The sequence below is a fragment of the Candidatus Dedyshia acidiphila genome (genome assembly GCF_051025295.1).
In the GTDB taxonomy this organism is placed as follows: domain Bacteria; phylum Acidobacteriota; class Terriglobia; order Terriglobales; family Acidobacteriaceae; genus KBS-83.
In genome coordinates this window covers 1-17,872 of the sequence record NZ_JBMGJV010000059.1, presented here as the reverse complement: position 1 = coordinate 17,872, position 17,872 = coordinate 1, and the positions used below count along the sequence as shown (strand labels likewise).

Sequence of the window (17,872 nt, the reverse complement as noted above, 5' to 3'; positions counted from 1 at the left end):
ATGGTGGATGCGGGCGTGGCCGGTGGGAATGTAATTCGACAGGTGCTCGTGTATGGCCGCGTCTGCTCGTGGTGCATGATCACGGCCGGCTGCACTGCGTGGCTGGTGCGATCGGGATGGCGTCTGACTCACAGTCGCGAACGCTCGAAGATCTGACTCAACGCAAGTCATCGTAATCACGCAGTGAGCAGAACGAGCGTTCTTCTGCTCTGGTTTGCTTTCGTGTTGTTGGCATCCACAAACACAATTCGTACCTCCTACCTGGTAGGACTGCTAGTGAATCTTTTACGCGAGGTGGGCTGACGTGCAGCGCCGAATTGCGGTGATTACCGGTGCTTCTGCTGGACTGGGACGCGCCATCGCTCACAACTTTGCACGGCGCGGATTTCAACTCGGGCTGATCGCGCGCAACCCGGAGGCGCTTGAAGCCGCCAGGCTCGAATGTGAGCAGATGGGAGGACACGCCATCTGTCTTACCGCCGATGTAAGCGACGCAGATGCAGTCGAGCAGGCCGCCAGCCGTGTCGAACAGGAACTCGGCCCCATTGATATATGGGTGAACAACGCGATGGTGAGCGTGTTCTCTCCCGTCAGCGAGATGGAAGCGTCCGACTACAAGCGAGTCACTGAGGTGCTTTATCTCGGCTTCGTGCATGGAACAATGGCGGCGCTCCGCCGGATGAAGTCACGCGATCAGGGCACGATTGTGCAAATTGGATCTGCGCTCGCCTACCGTTCGATTCCATTGCAGTCTGCTTACTGTGCGTGCAAGCACGCCATCAACGGATTTACCGATTCGCTGCGCTGCGAATTGATCCACGACCATAGCAACGTAAAGATTACAGCCGTGCAGATGCCGGCCATGAACACGACACAATTCGACTGGGTGAAGAACCGGCTACCGCACAGAACGCAGCCCGTACCGCCCATTTTCGAGCCTGAGGTCTGCGCGGAGGTCGTTGCTGTCGCCGCTACCGCGGCAGAACCCCGTCGCGAGTATTGGGTAGGCTCGTCCACCGTTGCTGCAATCCTGGGGCAGAAGTTCATCCCAGGTCTGCTCGATCGATATCTCGGCAACACCGGGTACAAATCGCAACAGCGACTCGACCAATTACAGGATCCGAAAGCTCCCAACAATCTCTATGAATACGTGCCCGGTACGCACAGTGCTCGCGGCGCTTTTGACGATCGTTCCAAGCGGTCCAGCGCAGAGGTGTTCGTATCGCTGCACCGGCAATGGTTCTTTGTCGGAGCCGCTTTGCTGTTGACCGCGACAACCTCCACGATCGCACGACGGTGGTGGTGAGCGAAGCGCATGGGAGCTGATCCGGAAAGGCGCGCGCGCACGCAGGACGCTCTCGAGCGGAGCGGTCTGGCAGCCCTTGTCGCGGTGTCCCCGCAGGAGGTGCTGCTCCTGACGGGATACTGGCCGGTGATGGCAGCAAGCCTCGCAATCGCCACCAGTGACGATCGGCTCATCTGTATTGTTCCGGAAGATGAGGTCGAGCTTGCCCGAGCCACATCATCTGCAGAACTCATCGCGTATCACCCCGCAGAGCTAAAGCGCATAGTCTCCCTTTCCGACGCGCTGCGCGACCCCTTCGAACAAGCACTCAAGGGAGTGCCGGACGGCCCCGTCGGCCTCCGACTTAGCTCGGCGATGGAGCCGAACCCCTACCTCGCGACTCACCAGTTGCGCATCACTGTCCGAGCTCTCATCGCGGCCCTCCGCCCTGCACGCGCCGTGCAGGATGCGGGCCGCCTCCTCGTGCAGATGATGTCCGTAAAGACCCAGCCGGAGATCGATGCCATGCGACGGGCTTGCAGCAAAGCCGCGATCGCCTTTGCAGTCGCACGCGAGGCGATCCAGCCCGGCCGCCACGAGAACGAAGTGGCTGCCGATGTGGCGTATGCATTCGCAACCAGCGAGTCATTCGGCTTCGAACGTAGCGAGGGCAACTTCTTCTGCATGTCAGGGCCGAACTCCTACGTGGCCTATGGAGCCTATGCGCGCACGCGCCGTCGTCGTCTTGAGGATGGCGACCTGGTGCTGATCCACGCGAATACCGTCGGCGATGGCTACTGGACGGACATCACGCGCACCTGGGTTGCCGGCTCGGCGACCGAGCCTGTAGACCGGATGTGCAAGGCAGTGCGCGAGGCACGAGAGGCGGCGCTGCGGGCCGTGTGGCCAGGCCAGTCGGCACGCGCAGTCGATGCTGCGGCGCGCGAGGTGCTGGAGCGGCACGGCTTTCGCAACGCCTTTAAGCACTCGACGGGGCATGGTGTGGGCTTCGCCGCGGCGAATGCACGGGCTCTGCCGCGTCTCCACCCGGATTCGCCGGACACGCTTGTCCCGGGCATGACGTTCAACATCGAGCCGGCGCTTTATGTCGAGGGTGTCGGCGGACTCAGGCATTGCGACGTCGTCGCTTGCCGCAACGATGGCGCAGAGGTCCTGACCGACTTCTGAGCCGAGCAGGTAGTGAGGGTCATGAACCAGGATCGGTCCATCGCACGCGCTTCAGCTGAGTTCTACGCGGTGCCGACCGATTTCCCTGAGGCGGATGGCACGTTCGAGTGGACGAGCACCTCGATGGTTCTGATCCAACTGCAATGTGGCGGACACCGCGGCATCGGCTACACATATGCTGACCGTGGCGCGCATGCGCTCGCTAGCGAGCTTCTCGAGCGAATCGTTCTCCAGTCAGACGTCTTCGATCACGCAGCCACGTGGGAGAAGATGCTGCGGCAGATTCGCAACTCCGGCGAGACCGGAGCCGCGACGATGGCCGTCTCCGCGATCGATTGCGCACTCTGGGATCTTGCTGCGCGCCTGCTCGACATACCGCTGGTTCAAATGCTAGGGCAGATGCGAAGCTGTGCGCCCGTCTACGGCAGTGGCGGCTTTACGACCTACTCCGATGAGCAGTTGCGAGCGCAGCTGGGCGGGTGGGCCGAGCAGGGCTTCGATCGCGTCAAGATGAAGATCGGCACGCACCCGCAACAGGATCCGGAGCGCGTGCGCGTGGCGCGAGAGGCGATCGGGCCGGACTGCGAGTTATTTGTGGACGCGAATGGTGTGCCTACACCGTCGCGCAGTCGCTGGCGCTGGCCGATCGGTTCGCCGAGCAGGGTGTGGTCTGGTTCGAGGAGCCGGTGAGCGCCGACGATCTTGTCGGACTCAATCAGGTCCGCCAGCACGCACCGGCTGGCATGGACATTGCCGCCGGTGAGTACGGCTATGCCGCGTGGTATTTCGCACGCATGATCAAGGCGCAGTCGGTCACAACGTTGCAGGCAGACTGCACGCGCTGCGGTGGTATCACCGGCTTCGCGCAGGCGGCGGCGCTCTGCTGGGCACACAACCTGCCGCTCTCCGCCCACTGCGGACCCAGCATGCATCTGCACGTCTGCTGCGCCGTGCCGCGGCTTGTGCACATGGAGTTCTTTCACGATCACGCACGTATCGAGCGCATGTTCTTCGACGGCTTTTGCGAGCCCAGGGACGGGTGCATGTATCCGGACCTGAGCGCACCAGGCAACGGCCTGACGCTCAAGGAGCAGGTTGTGGTGCGCTTTCGTGCGTGATGCAACCGACTTGTTTTAGGAGCGCTGAGCGCTCGGAAGGGAAGAGCAATGGCGAAGTAGATAGCAGACTTGATCGTCGAACGTCTTGTGGAGTGGGGAGTCGATACGATCTTTGGCTTTCCCGGGGATGGCGTGGACGGATTCTTCGAGTCCCTGCGTACCCATCGCGATACGCTGCGCTTCATCCAGGTACGACATGAGGAGGCGGCCGCATTCGCCGCATGCGCGTACGCGAAGTACACCGGGCGAATCGGTGTGTGCTGTGCGACGTCCGGCCCCGGCGGCATTCATCTGCTGAATGGACTGTATGACGCGAAGTGCGACCAGCAGCCCGTACTCGCCATCACTGGCCACACCTTCCACGATCTGATCGGCACGGACTATCAGCAGGATGTCGATCTCGACAAGCTATTCATGGATGTATCGGTCTACAACGAGCGGATCATGGGCCCAGCGCACGTCGACAACGTTGTTGATATGGCGATTCGCTCAGCGTATGGCAAGCGTGGTGTGTCGCATATCTGTATCCCGAAGGACATGCAGGAATGGCCGATCAGCCACGCACACAGGAGCTCCGCGAATATCAAGCAACATAGCGCGGACCTGGCGACACCACTCGAGATCAAGCCGGCAGAACCGCTGCTGCGCCGTGCGGCCGAACTGATCAACAACGGATCGCGTGTGGCGATCATGGTGGGCCGTGGCGCGCTGCACGCCAGTGCGGAGGTTGAGCAACTGGCGCAGACAGTGGGTGGCCCGGTGGTGAAGGCGCTGCTCGGCAAGGCAGTGCTGCCAGATCGCAGTCCTTACACGACGGGTGGCCTTGGCCTGCTCGGCACCGCACCTTCTGTCGATGTGATGGAGCAGTGCGACACGTTGATCATGATCGGGACCAGCTACCCCTACATGGAGTTTCTGCCTAAGCCAGGGCAGGCGAAGTCTGTGCAGATCGACCTCGATCCGACACGCATCAGCCTTCGGCATCAGGTGGAAGTCGGACTCGTCGGAGACAGCCGCACGACACTTCAGGCGCTGCTCCCCTTGCTGACACGTAAGAAGGATGACTTCCTGCAGAAGGCTCAGGGCCACATGCGCACCTGGAACGAGTTGATGGAAGAGCGGGGCACGCGCAAGGACATGCCGATGAAGCCGCAGGTCGTCACCTACAACCTGAACAAGCTGCTGGATGATGATGCGATCGTGTCGTCGGACTCGGGAACGATTGCGACCTGGACAGCGCGGCAGATCGAGATGCGTGGCCGCATGCAGTTCTCGCTCAGCGGCCTGCTGGCCACGATGGCGAACGGACTGCCTTATAGCATCGGCGCCGCGGTCGCTTATCCCGGCCGCCAAGTGGTCTGCGTTGTTGGCGATGGAGGACTCACGATGCTGATGGGCGAGATTGCGACGCTGGTGAAGTACCAGTTGCGCGTCTGCGTCGTCGTGATCAAAAACAATGTGCTCGGACAGATCAAGTGGGAGCAGATGATCCTCGACGGCAACCCCCAGTTCGGGGTGGAGCTCGAGCCCATCGACTTTGCCAAGGTGCCCGAGGCGTGCGGCGCTCGTGGATTTACGATCGAGCGGCCGGAAGAAGCCGAGTCTGTTCTGCGCGAAGCGCTGGCGCACCACGGGCCGTCCATCGTGCAGGCCGTGGTCGATCCGAACGAGCCACCAATGCCCGGCAAGGTGACCACGGAGCAGGCCTACAAATTCGCGAAGGCCCTGCTGCGCGGTGAGAAGGACGCCGGCCGCATCATCAAAACCGTGCTTGAAGACGAGGTGCGCGAAGTTGTCTAGCACCGCTGAACATCTCGGATTTCTGCTCCACCCGCTGCGCGGTGCACGTCTTGTCGATGATCGAATTCGTGAGGGGCGATTCCAGCGCAGCCTTGCACTGGTGACGGCTGGCACAAGCGCCGTCAGCGAGCTCGAAGTCGCGTACGAGCATTACCGGGGCAGCTACAGCAATCCAATTATGTACACGCCAGTGATTCTAAGCGGCGTGCTCACATCGGCTGGATTGGCGGCCTTCTTCAGCAACGGCATCGGACGGGGTTTTCTTCGCTGGACGTCGATCATCACACTGGCCGATGCCGCAATCGGGTTCTACTTCCACGTCCGCGGCATCGCGCGCAAACCGGGCGGTTGGCGGCTGCCAATGACGAACATGATCATGGGTCCGCCTGTGTTCGCGCCGGTGTTGTTCGGCACGAGTGCGTACCTCGGACTGGTCGCCTCGTACTTGCGGCGCGAGCACCCGCGTCCATACCTGATACGGCGTCGTCACCGCGAAAGCCTGTGGATGGGCCTTCTTCCTCGCCGAACTGCGCGCGACTTTATCTCGTATGCGCAGGACATGCGCGAAGGACGCTTTCAGAGCCAAGTCGCGCTGGTCACCGGGGTCGGTGCGCTGCTCAGCGGATTCGAGGCCTACTACTCGCACTACAAAAACAACTTCCGCTACGCGGCGCAGTGGACCCCCGTGCTGCTGGCCCCCGCGCTGGCGGGTGCGGCGTTCTGGTCGATGCGCAGCCGGCGAATCGCGACCACGCTGCTGCCCGCGGTTGCTCTGCTGGCCTGTGCTGATGCCGCGGTGGGCTTCTTCTATCACGCACGCGGGGTGTTGCGGCGTCCGGGCGGACGCCGTCACCTGCTCTACAACGTTATGTACGGACCGCCCATCTTCGCCCCACTCCTGTTTGGGGCGGCGGGAACGCTGGGCCTGCTGGCCAGCCTTCTCCGCAGGAGGCGCCCATGAAGACGGAGACAGACCTGCACCTTCCCACAGACCCGGCGACCGGGCGTCCGCTCGCTGCCAGCGATCAGCCAGGCTATTACCAGGGTTACGATATCCTCTCGCAGCAGGCCTACTGGGACGAAGCGACCCGAAGACTAGTGTTGAAGCGTGTTGACGAGCCGCCGCCGATCCGCTACTTCGATGCGCAGCAGACTGCCTTCTGGCGCTGCGTCTTCGACCACCTGCTGCCGCAGGACGATCGCACCCGGGAACGCCGCATACCTGTGCTCGAGACAGTCGATGCGCACCTGTATGAGAACCGCGGCGTCGGCTATCGCTACGCGAACATGCCGCCGAATCGTGAAGCATATCGCCTGGGTCAGCAGGCGATCGATGAGGAGGCAGTGGCACGTTTCGGGCGCGCGTTCTTGGACCTCTCCTATCCGGACCGCGAGAACACACTCAAAGCCATCCACGACGGGAAACCAGCTGCAGCACGGGCGATCTGGAGCGATATGTCTGTCGGTCGTTTCTGGCAGATGCTGATGCAGGACGCCATTGATGGCTACTACGCGCATCCGTGGTCGTGGAATGAGATCGGCTTTGGCGGGCCGGCCTATCCACGCGCCTACACACGACTCGAACGTGGCGAGCCTGAACCCTGGGAAGTAGCAGAGCAGCGCTACGCCTGGCGAGCTCCGTCCGAATCCGCCTCAGATATGACCGAGTCGCGCCAGCATCTCCACACCGAATCGGCCCAGAACGACTCCTCGGAGTCGATCAAGTGAACAAGCCACTGTTCGGTGCATTTCACAATCATGACAATGGTCGGCACCACCTCGGGCCCTTGCAGACGATTGATGTTCCGATGCGGTGCTTTCGCGACGATGAGGAGGTGGACTATCTCATCGTGGGTTGTGGCTCGGCAGGTGGCGTTCTACTGCAGCGTCTTGCGCGTGCGGGATTCTGCGTTGTCGCGCTCGAGGCCGGCCCTTTCTGGGACACAGAGCGTGACTGGGTAAGTGACGAATCTGGATCGCATGAGCTGTACTGGGAGGACCCGCGGGTCACCGGGGGAACCGATCCATTGGCCCTTGGTGCTAATAACTCGGGGAAGGGAGTGGGCGGGGGGTCGGTGCACTGGGCAGCATTCACGCCGCGCCTGCACCCGTCGGACTTCGAGATCTACACGAAAGACGGCGTCGGGGTGGACTGGCCGATCAGCTATGAGGTTCTGCGCCCGTACCACGAGCAGATCGAGCTCGAGATGCCCGTATCCGGGCCAGCCTACTACCCCTGGGGCCACCCGCACGGCTACGTCTATGGACCACACCCGATGGGAGGCGTCGGTAATGCGTTGATCAAGGGGTGCACCGCGCTGAACATTCCCGTGTCCATCGGCGGTCCGGTAGCGATCCTCGCTGGTTCGCGCGGCAACCGTCCTCACTGCATCTACCGCGGGTTCTGTATCCAGGGATGCAAGGTGGGTGCGAAGGCGAGCACGCTGATCACGCATGTTCCCGATGCACTCGTGCATGGCGCTGAGGTGCGGGACCACTCGATGGCATCGCGCGTAGAGCTGGAGCCCGAGCATCGCGTCACTGGCGTGCATTACTACGATCGAGAGGGGCGGTCTCGCTTCCAACGAGCGAAGGCAGTGATTGTCTCCGGCTACGCGATCGAAACACCGCGCCTGCTGCTCAACTCGGCCTGCCCGGGGCATGAGAACGGCCTCGCGAACTCAAGCGATACTGTCGGCCGATACCTGATGTCCCAGGCGGGCAACACGATCCTCGGGCGATTTGAGCAGCCGGTTCGCATGTATAAAGCGCCACCGGCGCATGCACTCACGGAAGAGTTCTACGAGACGGATTCGAAGAACGACTTTGCCCGCGGCTTCGCGATCCAGACCATCGGTCCGCTGCCGATTGCGTTCGCGAAGCAGATGGTCTCCGCAAAGGGCGCTTGGGGCTGGGGACTGCGGCGGGAGATGATGGATTACAACCACTGGGCTGCTTTCGGCCTGCTCGGGGAGTTTCTTCCCTGGCCGAACAATCGCGTGACGCTAGCGGAGGAGAAGGACCGCTTCGGCATTCCCGTCGCGAACGTCACCTTCAACCTGCATGAAAATGACAAGCGATTGATAAGGGCAGCTAAGGAAAAGACCATGGCTGTGATGCAGGCCGCCGGAGCGACCGAAGTGGTGCAGGAAGCTCGCTATGCGCACCTTGTCGGAGCAGCGCGAATGGGCAGCGACGCTCGAAGTTCTGTGGTCGATAAGTTCGGGCGAACGCATGACATCGCGAATCTGTTTGTCTGCGATGGCTCATCATGCCGACGCAGGGCTCGGCAAATCCAGGCCTGACGATTCAGGCGTTGGCCGCACGCACCGCTGACTATCTTATCGCGCAGGGCGCGCGCACCTTCAGCAGCAACGAGCGGTCGATGGAAGAGCCGCCGATGCGCCGCGATCTTGCGCCTCCAGACACCTACGGACACGGAGTGCCACGCCTCACCTGAATTCCGGCAGAGCAGGACGGCTCCAGGTGTGTTATCCGACACACCACGCCAGGAGCCGACCAAGGCCTGGCGCGAGCCGCCCGGGCTGCCTCGCATCGTCCCGTTGTGCCCGCTGATCGTGATCTCCGCCGATAACAGTGCAGGGCGCGCGAGCCCCTTTTCCTCATCATGTTCCTGAGCCGCAGGCTTACAGAGTAGCCGGCACAGTAGAGTGCCAGACCCGTCTGTCTCCGCAGGCACCAGCCCGCGTGCACGGATTCTCCGCCGGGCGCGCACTACGGACACGAGAACCGGCTTATCGCCCCGAAAGCAGGATGCCCAGAAGACTTGTGTATCAATCTATCTGGATGTGGAAGTGAGCGGGTGCTTCTAGCCCGGCTTGTGATTCCGCCGGGCCGATACGGATGTCTGGACCCCCAGATACATGTCTTTCAAGTACCGTCACGGAGCTACAACCAAAGCAACATATGTCAAGTTACCAAGATCACCTACTGTACTGATCAGGTTCCGCACAGTCCCACTTCAGTCTTTCAATCCAGCGGAGCCGAGCATTTGCTACATGGGCCCCTTCGCGCTCGAAAACCTGGACAGGCAATTGCGGCAAGTCATCTGTCGCGAGCAGCTCGCCCTTGGAGTGCAAGTTAGTTGCTGTAGAGCTTGAACGACTTTTTCTCTTGAGGACATCATGAAGCGGATAACTTGCATGTTGGGTGGCGTGGTGGTCTTGGCCGGTATAACGGGCTGCGGCGGTACGTCTGCGGTAACGAAGGCGCCGGCCGCAGCGGCGGCGAGCTCAACCTTTTCGGTTCAGTTCGTATCGGGTTCACTTACGCTCACAGCCGGTGGCGATGCGCAGCCTTTCGTGGTGACGGCGACCTCGCAAACTGGCTTTCAGGGGCCGGTAAACATGACGCTGAGCGGACTGCCGTCCGGTGTGGTTGCGACGCCTGACGTGCTCTCGGTGCCAGTCGGCAGCACAGGAAAATTCATGCTCACAGCGGCCGCAAATTCGACCCTGGGCACGGCACAGATATCTCTGAAAGCTGCGTCCGGAACGACCCAGCAGACCGCGTCCGCTTCACTGGCAGTTGTGAATGCCCCGGTCACCACGGTCGCGCTCAACACGGTAGCCTTCGACTTTGGCAGTGATCTCGTAGGAAGCAGCCTGACTCAGTCGGCGGTTCAGGTGACCAACACGGGTGGAACAACACTAACTCTCAACCCCGCTCTGTCGGGTGATTCGGCGTTTGCGCTTGTCACGGGCAGTGCAGCGGGCAGCAGCAGTTGCGGTCAGCAACTCGCCGCGGGAGCAAACTGCAGCGTACTCGTCAGTTACACGCCAACCGTCGCGTCTGCACCTGGCCTGCAGGCAGCGAGCCTTAGCCTCGGTATGCAAGGCGTGGCCGCAGGTACCCAGCAGAGCGTCGCTCTCTCGGGCACCTCCTTCGCCGTTCCTGTCGGCCAGGTGACGCCCACCCATAATCCGCAGGTTGCGCTGTACACGGTGGCGATGCCGTATCCGGGTTCGGTCAGCATCAGCTTCGGTACAGATCAGACCTATGGCCTGACGACCTGGACGAGGGCGACGAGCACCCCAGGTTCGGTCAGCATCTTTGTCGCCGGCATGCGCGCTAGCACGCTCTATCACATGCGAGCGAACCTTTCGTTCTCGAATGGCGTGAACGTCACGGATACCGATCACACTTTCACCACCGGTGCACTCCCCACCAGTATGGTGCTGCACGCCACGACGGTCACTGCACCTGGTATGACACCGCAGCCCGGCGTGGAAATGATTAACCCGATCGGCGCTACGCCAACAGGGATCGTCGTGACGGATCTGGCTGGCAACACGATCTGGACCTACGCGGACCCGGGCAACGTCAAACTGAATTCGATCACCGGGGTCAAGGTACTACCCAACGGCAATTTCCTGTTTCCCGTGGGGCCGAGCTCAAACATTGCGCTGAGCGGGGGTACAGTGGCAGACGCAATCAACGAGCTCCGCGAGGTCAACCTCGCCGGCGACACAGTGCGTGAGATCACCGTGGCCGATCTCAATGATCAACTGGCGTCAGCAACCTGTTCGGAATGCCGTATGAAGCTCGATGTCTTTCACCACGATGTGGAGCCCCTTCCGAATGGCCACTGGCTTGTTCTTGCCAGCACTCAGATGTATCTCTCCGCGGCAACAACCCCGGCACTGACGAACACGCAGCCGTTATTGGTGGTTGGCGATGTGATTATCGATCTCGATCAGGATCTGCACCCGGTCTGGGCGTGGAACGCATTCAATCACCTGGATCCCAATCGTCACCCCTACCTGTTCCCCGACTGGACACACGCCAACGCGGTGCTCTACTCCAAGGACGATGGCAACATCATCATCTCCATGCGACATCAGAACTGGGTCGTGAAGCTGAACTACGCAGATGGGACCGGCGATGGAGGCATCCTGTGGCGGCTTGGTCAGGGCGGCGACATGCCCCTGAAGGGCGGTGTGGATCCGACGGACTGGTTCTATGCTCAGCACAATCCAACTTTCTTCAGTGCGAATACAAGCGGAGTCTTCTCTCTGGGCCTGATGGACAATGGAGACGACCGGCAGTTCGCGGGCGGTGTGTCCTGCGGAGCTGCAGGACAGCCACCTTGTACATACACCAGCATTCCGGTATTCCAGATTGACGAGCGCGCCAAAACAGCAACCCTCACCTTTCACCAGATACTTCCCACATCGCTGTACAGCTTCTTCGGCGGCAGCACAGAACAAACAGCAAATGGCGATGTGCACTATGCCTTGTGCGGTCTCGGCAAAAACGCCGGCATCTACGAGGTCACGCAGGAAAGCACCCCGCAGACCGTGTGGAGCATGCAGGTGCAGGGAGCGAACGTGTATCGAGCCGAGCGGCTGCCGAGCTTGTATCCGGGAGTGCAATGGTAGCGGTGGGGAATGGCAGCATCAGGGCAACTGTTCGCGTCCTGCGCTGATCCTGACCTGAGCAGAGTGACGTAACCAGACAAGAGGCTCGCCTTCGGCGGGCCTCTTTCGTTGCCTCTAAGCCCGCCTCGTGCCGCTCTGCTTCCGCAACGCTTCGCCACGTCCCAATGGACGACTGGACCCGGTGACAATTCGACAGACGTGAAGGCCTCATCTGCATCCTAGTTGCGATGAAACGATCGTTCAGATGGAATCAGCCCTGCGCGACTGAGGTCTCGTACTCCGCGCACCTCCTTCAGAGACGCTAGAATCATCTGCGATCTGTGGCGCTTCATGAGTTCGCACGCTGAGATCGTCTGACATAGAAAGGGATAGAACGTGAGTGACACCCAACTCAGAGACCTCCTGCGACGCCACGAGGATGAGCTGCTGGCAGCGTGGATGCTCGTTCAGAAAGAAGCCATTCGCTCGAAGGGACGGATTGCGGACGCCGACCTTCGCGAGCATTCCAAGGAATTCCTCCAGCTTCTACAAGAGGCGATGATCGCCGGGGGCACCGGAGACATTCGCGGAGGCGAGTTCGAGTCGATCCGGCGCTTTCTTTCCCAGATCTCGACCAGTCGCGCCACCCTCGGCTTCTCGCCGAGCGACACGGCACTGTTCGTCTTTTCGCTCAAGCAGCCGCTGTTTCAACGCGTGCGCGATACCTACAAGGACGATGCGTCTGCGCTGGCTACAGAGACCTGGCGCGTCAACGCTCTGCTCGATCAGCTCGGCCTCTACACGACAGAGGTCCACCAGACCACACGTGAAGAGGTCATTCGCCGCCAACAGCAGGAGATGATGGAGCTGTCCACGCCCGTAGTGAAGCTCTGGGACGGAATTCTCGCTCTACCCATCATCGGCACCCTTGACTCGTCGCGCACTCAGACCATCATGGAATCGTTGCTGGAACGCATCGTGGAGTCCGGATCGGAGATTGCGATCATTGACATCACCGGTGTGCCCACGGTCGATACGCTCACCGCTCAGCATCTGCTGAAGACAGTGACGGCAGCGCGCCTGATGGGCGCCGAGTGCATCATCAGCGGGATACGGCCGCAGATCGCCCAGACAATCGTGCATCTTGGGGTTGAGTTGGGCGATGTCATCACCAAGGCAAGCCTCGCGGACGCGTTCCGGGTCGCTCTCAAAAAGGCAAATCTGCAGATCAGCCCGGTACGAAGCAGCGATAGGCGCGTCGTGCCAGGGCTGGCGGAGTAGGCAGGCGAATCGATGGAACATATCCCGATTCTCCGGATGGGCACCTTCCTGCTGATCACCGTGCAGGTGGACATGCACGATCGGCTCGCTCTCCAGCTGCAGGACGACCTGACGAATCAGATCGTGCGCTACAGCTCGAAGGGCGTGCTGATCGATATCTCGTCGCTCGATGTGGTGGATTCGTTCATCGGTCGCATGCTGGGCAATATCGCGAGCATGTCTCGTATCCTCGACGCGGAAACCGTCGTGGTCGGCATGCGCCCCGCCGTAGCGATCACGCTGGTGGAACTGGGCCTGTCTCTCTCTGGCATTCGCACGGCGCTGACCGTCGAACGTGGGATGGAGATTCTGCGCGGCCAACTGCATGACAGAGGTCCCATCGAGGTGCAGGTGGAAGAGGAGAACGATGGACATACTGGAGGCTGAGAGCCTTCCCATCCGATCCTCAGAGCACGTTGTACTGGTTCGCACCGCAGTCCGACAAAAGGCGGTAAGCGCAAAGTTTGGCCTTGTCGATCAGACCAAGATCGTAACCGCCGCGAGTGAGATTGCGCGGAACACCCTTGATTACGGCCGTGGCGGGGATGTCTTGATGGAAGTGCTGCATGAGGGGGCACGGCGAGGTCTGCGCCTCACGTTCACGGATCAGGGCCCCGGCATCCCCGACATCGCTCTGGCTTTGCAGGACGGCTACACCACGGGTACCGGCATGGGTCTCGGTTTGAGTGGGACCAGAAGGCTGGTCGATGAGTTCCACGTCCACTCACAGATCCGGGAAGGAACCACGGTGACTGTTACGAAATGGACCCGATAGGGCAGACCATCGTCATTCCGGTGCATGACTCGTCGGAGGTCGCCCTGGCGCGGCGCACCGCCCGCAGACAGGCCCTGCGCATCGGCCTTTTGGAGGCACGCGCCGACAAGGTGGAGATCGCGGCTGTCGAGCTTGCCAACAATCTCCTGCAACATGCCAGTGGTGGCGCCCTCCTGCTGAACGCATTTGTGCAGGCGTGCGTTCTCGAACTTCTTGCAGTCGACTCTGGCCCCGGCATGGTGGATCTGCTCGCGTGCGGCGAGGACGGCTACTCCTCGGCGTCAACACCGGGGCTTGGTCTGGGTGCCATCCGGCGCGTCTCGGACCAGATGCAGGCATACTCCTGGCCCGACCGCGGCACGGTCGTCGGCGCGCGGTTCTATGAAGAGGATGTGCAAGCATCGCCCCCGGGAGTGGTTTGCACGGCCATGCCAGGCGAACAGGTAAGTGGTGACCGCTGGGCATGCAAGGCGGAAGCAGGGCGGGAATGCTACCTCGTCGTCGATGGGCTGGGACACGGGCTGCATGCCTCCGAGGCCGCAGGCCTGGCAGTCGAATGCTTTAACTCTGCCACGGCGCTCGATGCCACCGCCATGGTGCGGCAGATGCATGGCCACCTGCGTAGCACTCGCGGCGCCGCCCTTGCGGTGATCTGCTTCAACCACGACAGGCATGTCGCGACCTACTGCGGGGTGGGCAACATCAGTGGGCGGTTGTTCGGTCCCACACGCGTCACACATCTGGTTTCGCACAACGGCACGATCGGACACCAGGCCCGCCAGATCAGCGCGTTTGACTATCCGTTTGGTGAAGGCGACCTGCTCGTCATGCACTCCGATGGCATCTCGACGCACTGGAGTCTGGACGCCTACCCCGGCCTGCTGCAGGCTGCACCACCGGCAGTGGCGGCCATCCTCCATCGAGACTTCAACCGCGGCCGCGATGATGCAACGGCCTTGGTCGTGCGATTGTGAGCAAACCCGTGCGCAGTTCGCAAATCCCATTGCTGACCGTCAACATTACGCGGGAGACCGACCTGCTGCTGGCGCGTCGCCGCTCCAGTGAGATCGCCGCCCTGCTCGGCATGGAAAAACAGGATCAGACGCGCATCGCTACCGCGCTGTCAGAGATTGTGCGGAACGCCTACACGTATGCAAAGGGTGGCAAGGTCGAGTACTTCATCGATCGCGTCCCACGCACGGCGCTCCGAGTCGTGGTCGAGGATAGCGGCTCTGGGATTGCTGATCTTGAGAGCATCTGGAGCGGGAACTACCAGTCTGCCACTGGTATGGGACTGGGTCTTGTGGGCGCCAGGCGCCTGACGGATCACTTCGACCTGCAAACCGGTCCGCAGGGCACCCGCGTCACCCTCGTCAAATATCTGACAGGCGCGGCCGTTGAAGATGCTCCATCGGATAAAGACGTCATCGCTGTCCTGACGGCCTCGCGACCCACCGATGCTGTCTCGGTTCTGCTCGATCAAAACCATGAACTCATGCAGTTGCTGGAACAACTGAGTCTGCGCGAGATGGAACTGCAGCGACTGAACCAGGAGCTCGAAGAAACGAACCGCGGGGTTATGGTGTTGTACGCCGATCTGGAGGACAAGGCCCAGGCGGTGCAGCAGGCGAATGAAATGAAGAGCCGCTTTCTGTCGACGGTCACTCACGAACTGCGCACACCTCTGAACAGCATCGTGAGCCTCTCGCGCCTTCTGCTTCAGCACACGGATGGCGATCTGAGTCCTGAACAGGAGAAGCAGGTCGGCTTCATCCTTCGCTCGGCCCAGAATTTGACAGAACTTGTGAACGACCTTCTCGATCTGGCGAAGGTCGAGGCCGGGAAAGTCGCGGTGCGCTCTTCACGGGTCTCGATTGCGGATGTCTTCTTGGCGTTGCGTGGCATGTTCCGTCCTCTGGTGCAGAGTGACAAGCTCGACCTTCGTATTGAGCTTCCACTGCAGCCGCTGGAACTCATCACGGATGAAGGCAAGCTGTCGCAGATCTTGCGCAACTTCATTTCCAATGCGCTCAAATTCACCGAGCAGGGTGAGGTGGTCGTCTCTGCGAAGCGAATCGATGCATCGATCGTTTTTTCGGTAGCCGATACCGGCGTCGGTATCGCGCCGGAACATCGCGAGCTGGTGCTGCAGGAATGGGCGCAGGTCGAGGGTTCAGGGCCGACCAAGCACGCGGGCAGCGGACTCGGCCTCCCCTTGGCGAAAAGCTTTGCCGAGTTGCTGGGTGGCGAGATGTGGTTCGAGTCCGAGGTGGGCCGAGGCTCCCGGTTTTACCTGCGCCTGCCGGTTGGCGACCTGGGCGAGAGCAAGCCATCGCCGGATGACGCACCGCGCGACGCTCTGATCGCGATCGTCGACGATGATGAGGTCGCGAGATATCTGCTGCGGCGCCAGCTCACGACACTGACTTCGGCTCCCATCCTCGAGGCGGTCAATGGCAAGGATGGGCTCGAATTGATTCGGGATCGTAGACCCGCGCTCGCCGTTCTCGACTTTGTTATGCCGGGCCTCAATGGAATCGAACTCGCCACTTCTGTGCGCAAGGAACTCGAGTTGCGCGACCTGCGCCTGGTCGTGATCACCTCGAAGACGCTGACGGCCGAAGAACGCGCCACCCTCCACTCACTCGAAACAGACGTTCTGGAAAGAAAGGACACATCCAGCGAGGAACAACGCGTAGTGCTTGAGCGGGCGCTTCTGGAAGTCGGCCTGAGCAATGTGCATCAGGGAGAGGACTCATGGTCCAGGTAGACAAGCCAATCCTCTACGTGGATGACACAGAGGAGCAGCGTTACGCGATCTGCCGAATACTCGAGCGGGAAGGGTACCGTCCCATCGAGGCGAAGACCGGCGCGGAAGCGCTCCGAGCCCTGAACGCCAGTCTTCTAGCCATCGTTCTGGACGTAAAGCTTCCCGACATGAGCGGTTACGATGTCTGCCGTCGCATCCGGCAGAATGCGTCGTATGACGGCATTCCGATCGTGCAGGTCTCGGCCGGGTTCGCGGATCCGGATGCGCGTGCAGTCGGACTCTCCGGAGGAGCGGATGCCTACATCGCACAGCCAGTGCATCCTCAGGAACTGCTGAACCTGATCCGCTCCTTGATTCGGTCGAGCCAGGCAGACCGCATGCTGCGTTTCATGGCTCGCGTCGGACCCCAGATCAGCCAATCGCTCGATCTGGCAAAAACGATGGAAGCGGTGCGGCAATCCGTGGCGCCCTTCTTCGCGGATCGCTGTGAATTCATTTTCCCCGGCGAGGACGCGCCAGGCACTGCTAATGGCCGCCTCACGCCGGCACTCCTGGATCTCGTCCAGTCAGCGTCCTCGCGAAACCTGACTCAACTCGGCGAGTTCGGGACTGTCGGCTCGGCGATCGCGGTGCCGCTGCGCTATGACGGGGCCGACTCGGGGCTGGTTCTCTTCGTGCTCGATTCAAACCAGCGCGCCTACACCAAGGCGGACATCATCTATGCCGAGGACCTGGCCTATCGAATCTCGCTCGCGCTCACCAACGCACGGCTCTTTACAGCACAAAGATCTGCGCAACAGGCGTTGATCCAGTCCGAGAAGCTTGCCGCTGCGGGCCGTCTGACTGCAGCCATCGCTCACGAACTGAACAATCCACTCGAGGCCATCACGAACCTGTTGTTCCTGATCGAAACCGATGAGGAGGTTCCCGCGCGCGCACGTAGCTTTGCCAAGGATGCTCTCTCTGAGATCGAGCGTCTGTCCCACATCGCTCGGCAGAGCCTCGGCTTCTACCGTGAACTCACGACGGCCCAGAACTTCAACATCTCGGAGAACGTGCAGGACACTTTGAATCTCTACGCGCGACGGCTCGCCGCAAAGGGTATTGATCTGCAGACTAACCTCGATCCGTCGTTGACCGTCTACGCCATTCGCGGAGAGATCCGGCAGGTGATCTCGAACCTTATCGTGAACGCGCTTGATGCCATGGATCAGGGTGGCCGTCTTCTGGTGAAGA

At 61.2% G+C, this 17,872-nt stretch carries 12 protein-coding genes and 2 pseudogenes; all 14 read left to right on the top strand.

Features of this window, described 5'->3' with window-relative positions; translation table 11 throughout:
• The first annotated feature begins 304 nt into the window (after nt 1–304).
• Nucleotides 305–1,306: an SDR family oxidoreductase gene (locus AC5IJH_RS17345; protein WP_491904083.1), complete on the top strand. Its 1,002-nt coding sequence runs from the start codon at nt 305–307 to the stop codon at nt 1,304–1,306.
• Nucleotides 1,307–1,315: 9 nt separating this feature from the next.
• Nucleotides 1,316–2,473 (top strand): M24 family metallopeptidase, encoded by a 1,158-nt coding sequence (locus AC5IJH_RS17340; protein WP_491904082.1) that lies wholly within the window; start codon nt 1,316–1,318, stop codon nt 2,471–2,473.
• 21 nt (nt 2,474–2,494) lie between these two features.
• A pseudogene (locus AC5IJH_RS17335) lies at nt 2,495–3,591 on the top strand (enolase C-terminal domain-like protein).
• Between the two features lie 60 nt (nt 3,592–3,651).
• Nucleotides 3,652–5,391, top strand: a complete 1,740-nt coding sequence (locus tag AC5IJH_RS17330; RefSeq protein WP_491904084.1) for a thiamine pyrophosphate-dependent enzyme — start codon at nt 3,652–3,654, stop codon at nt 5,389–5,391.
• Nucleotides 5,384–6,352 carry a hypothetical protein gene (locus tag AC5IJH_RS17325; protein WP_491904081.1) on the top strand — a complete coding sequence of 323 codons (969 nt, stop codon included), beginning with the start codon at nt 5,384–5,386 and terminating at the stop codon, nt 6,350–6,352. The genes AC5IJH_RS17330 and AC5IJH_RS17325 overlap by 8 nt, the downstream gene beginning before the upstream one ends.
• Nucleotides 6,349–7,119, top strand: a complete 771-nt coding sequence (locus tag AC5IJH_RS17320) for a gluconate 2-dehydrogenase subunit 3 family protein (protein ID WP_491904080.1) — start codon at nt 6,349–6,351, stop codon at nt 7,117–7,119. The genes AC5IJH_RS17325 and AC5IJH_RS17320 overlap by 4 nt, the downstream gene beginning before the upstream one ends.
• A gap of 80 nt (nt 7,120–7,199) precedes the next feature.
• Nucleotides 7,200–8,851 (top strand): annotated as a pseudogene (locus AC5IJH_RS17315) (GMC family oxidoreductase).
• 685 nt (nt 8,852–9,536) lie between these two features.
• Nucleotides 9,537–11,792 (top strand): aryl-sulfate sulfotransferase, encoded by a 2,256-nt coding sequence (locus tag AC5IJH_RS17310; protein ID WP_491904079.1) that lies wholly within the window; start codon nt 9,537–9,539, stop codon nt 11,790–11,792.
• A 375-nt stretch (nt 11,793–12,167) separates the two neighbouring features.
• On the top strand, nt 12,168–13,052 hold the full coding sequence (locus AC5IJH_RS17305) for an STAS domain-containing protein (RefSeq protein WP_491904078.1): 885 nt from the start codon (nt 12,168–12,170) through the stop codon (nt 13,050–13,052).
• 12 nt (nt 13,053–13,064) lie between these two features.
• A complete protein-coding gene (locus AC5IJH_RS17300) occupies nt 13,065–13,478 on the top strand; it encodes an STAS domain-containing protein (protein WP_491904077.1) in 414 nt (137 codons plus the stop codon).
• Nucleotides 13,459–13,866, top strand: a complete 408-nt coding sequence (locus AC5IJH_RS17295; RefSeq protein ID WP_491904076.1) for an anti-sigma regulatory factor — start codon at nt 13,459–13,461, stop codon at nt 13,864–13,866. The genes AC5IJH_RS17300 and AC5IJH_RS17295 overlap by 20 nt, the downstream gene beginning before the upstream one ends.
• Nucleotides 13,854–14,840: an ATP-binding protein gene (locus AC5IJH_RS17290; RefSeq protein WP_491904075.1), complete on the top strand. Its 987-nt coding sequence runs from the start codon at nt 13,854–13,856 to the stop codon at nt 14,838–14,840. The genes AC5IJH_RS17295 and AC5IJH_RS17290 overlap by 13 nt, the downstream gene beginning before the upstream one ends.
• Nucleotides 14,841–14,848: 8 nt before the next feature.
• Nucleotides 14,849–16,636, top strand: coding sequence for an ATP-binding response regulator (locus AC5IJH_RS17285; RefSeq protein WP_491904074.1), 1,788 nt, complete (start codon nt 14,849–14,851; stop codon nt 16,634–16,636).
• Nucleotides 16,624–17,872 (top strand): response regulator (locus AC5IJH_RS17280; RefSeq protein ID WP_491904073.1); only part of this gene is annotated, 1,249 nt, incomplete at its 3' end. The genes AC5IJH_RS17285 and AC5IJH_RS17280, both read left to right, overlap by 13 nt.

Coding starts and splice junctions, on each gene's coding strand:
- AC5IJH_RS17340 (WP_491904082.1), top strand. CDS start 1,316: ATGGGAGCTGATCCGGAAAGGCGCGCGCGCACGCAGGACGCTCTCGAG.
- AC5IJH_RS17320 (WP_491904080.1), top strand. CDS start 6,349: ATGAAGACGGAGACAGACCTGCACCTTCCCACAGACCCGGCGACCGGG.
- AC5IJH_RS17310 (WP_491904079.1), top strand. CDS start 9,537: ATGAAGCGGATAACTTGCATGTTGGGTGGCGTGGTGGTCTTGGCCGGT.
- AC5IJH_RS17300 (WP_491904077.1), top strand. CDS start 13,065: ATGGAACATATCCCGATTCTCCGGATGGGCACCTTCCTGCTGATCACC.
- AC5IJH_RS17295 (WP_491904076.1), top strand. CDS start 13,459: ATGGACATACTGGAGGCTGAGAGCCTTCCCATCCGATCCTCAGAGCAC.
- AC5IJH_RS17290 (WP_491904075.1), top strand. CDS start 13,854: ATGGACCCGATAGGGCAGACCATCGTCATTCCGGTGCATGACTCGTCG.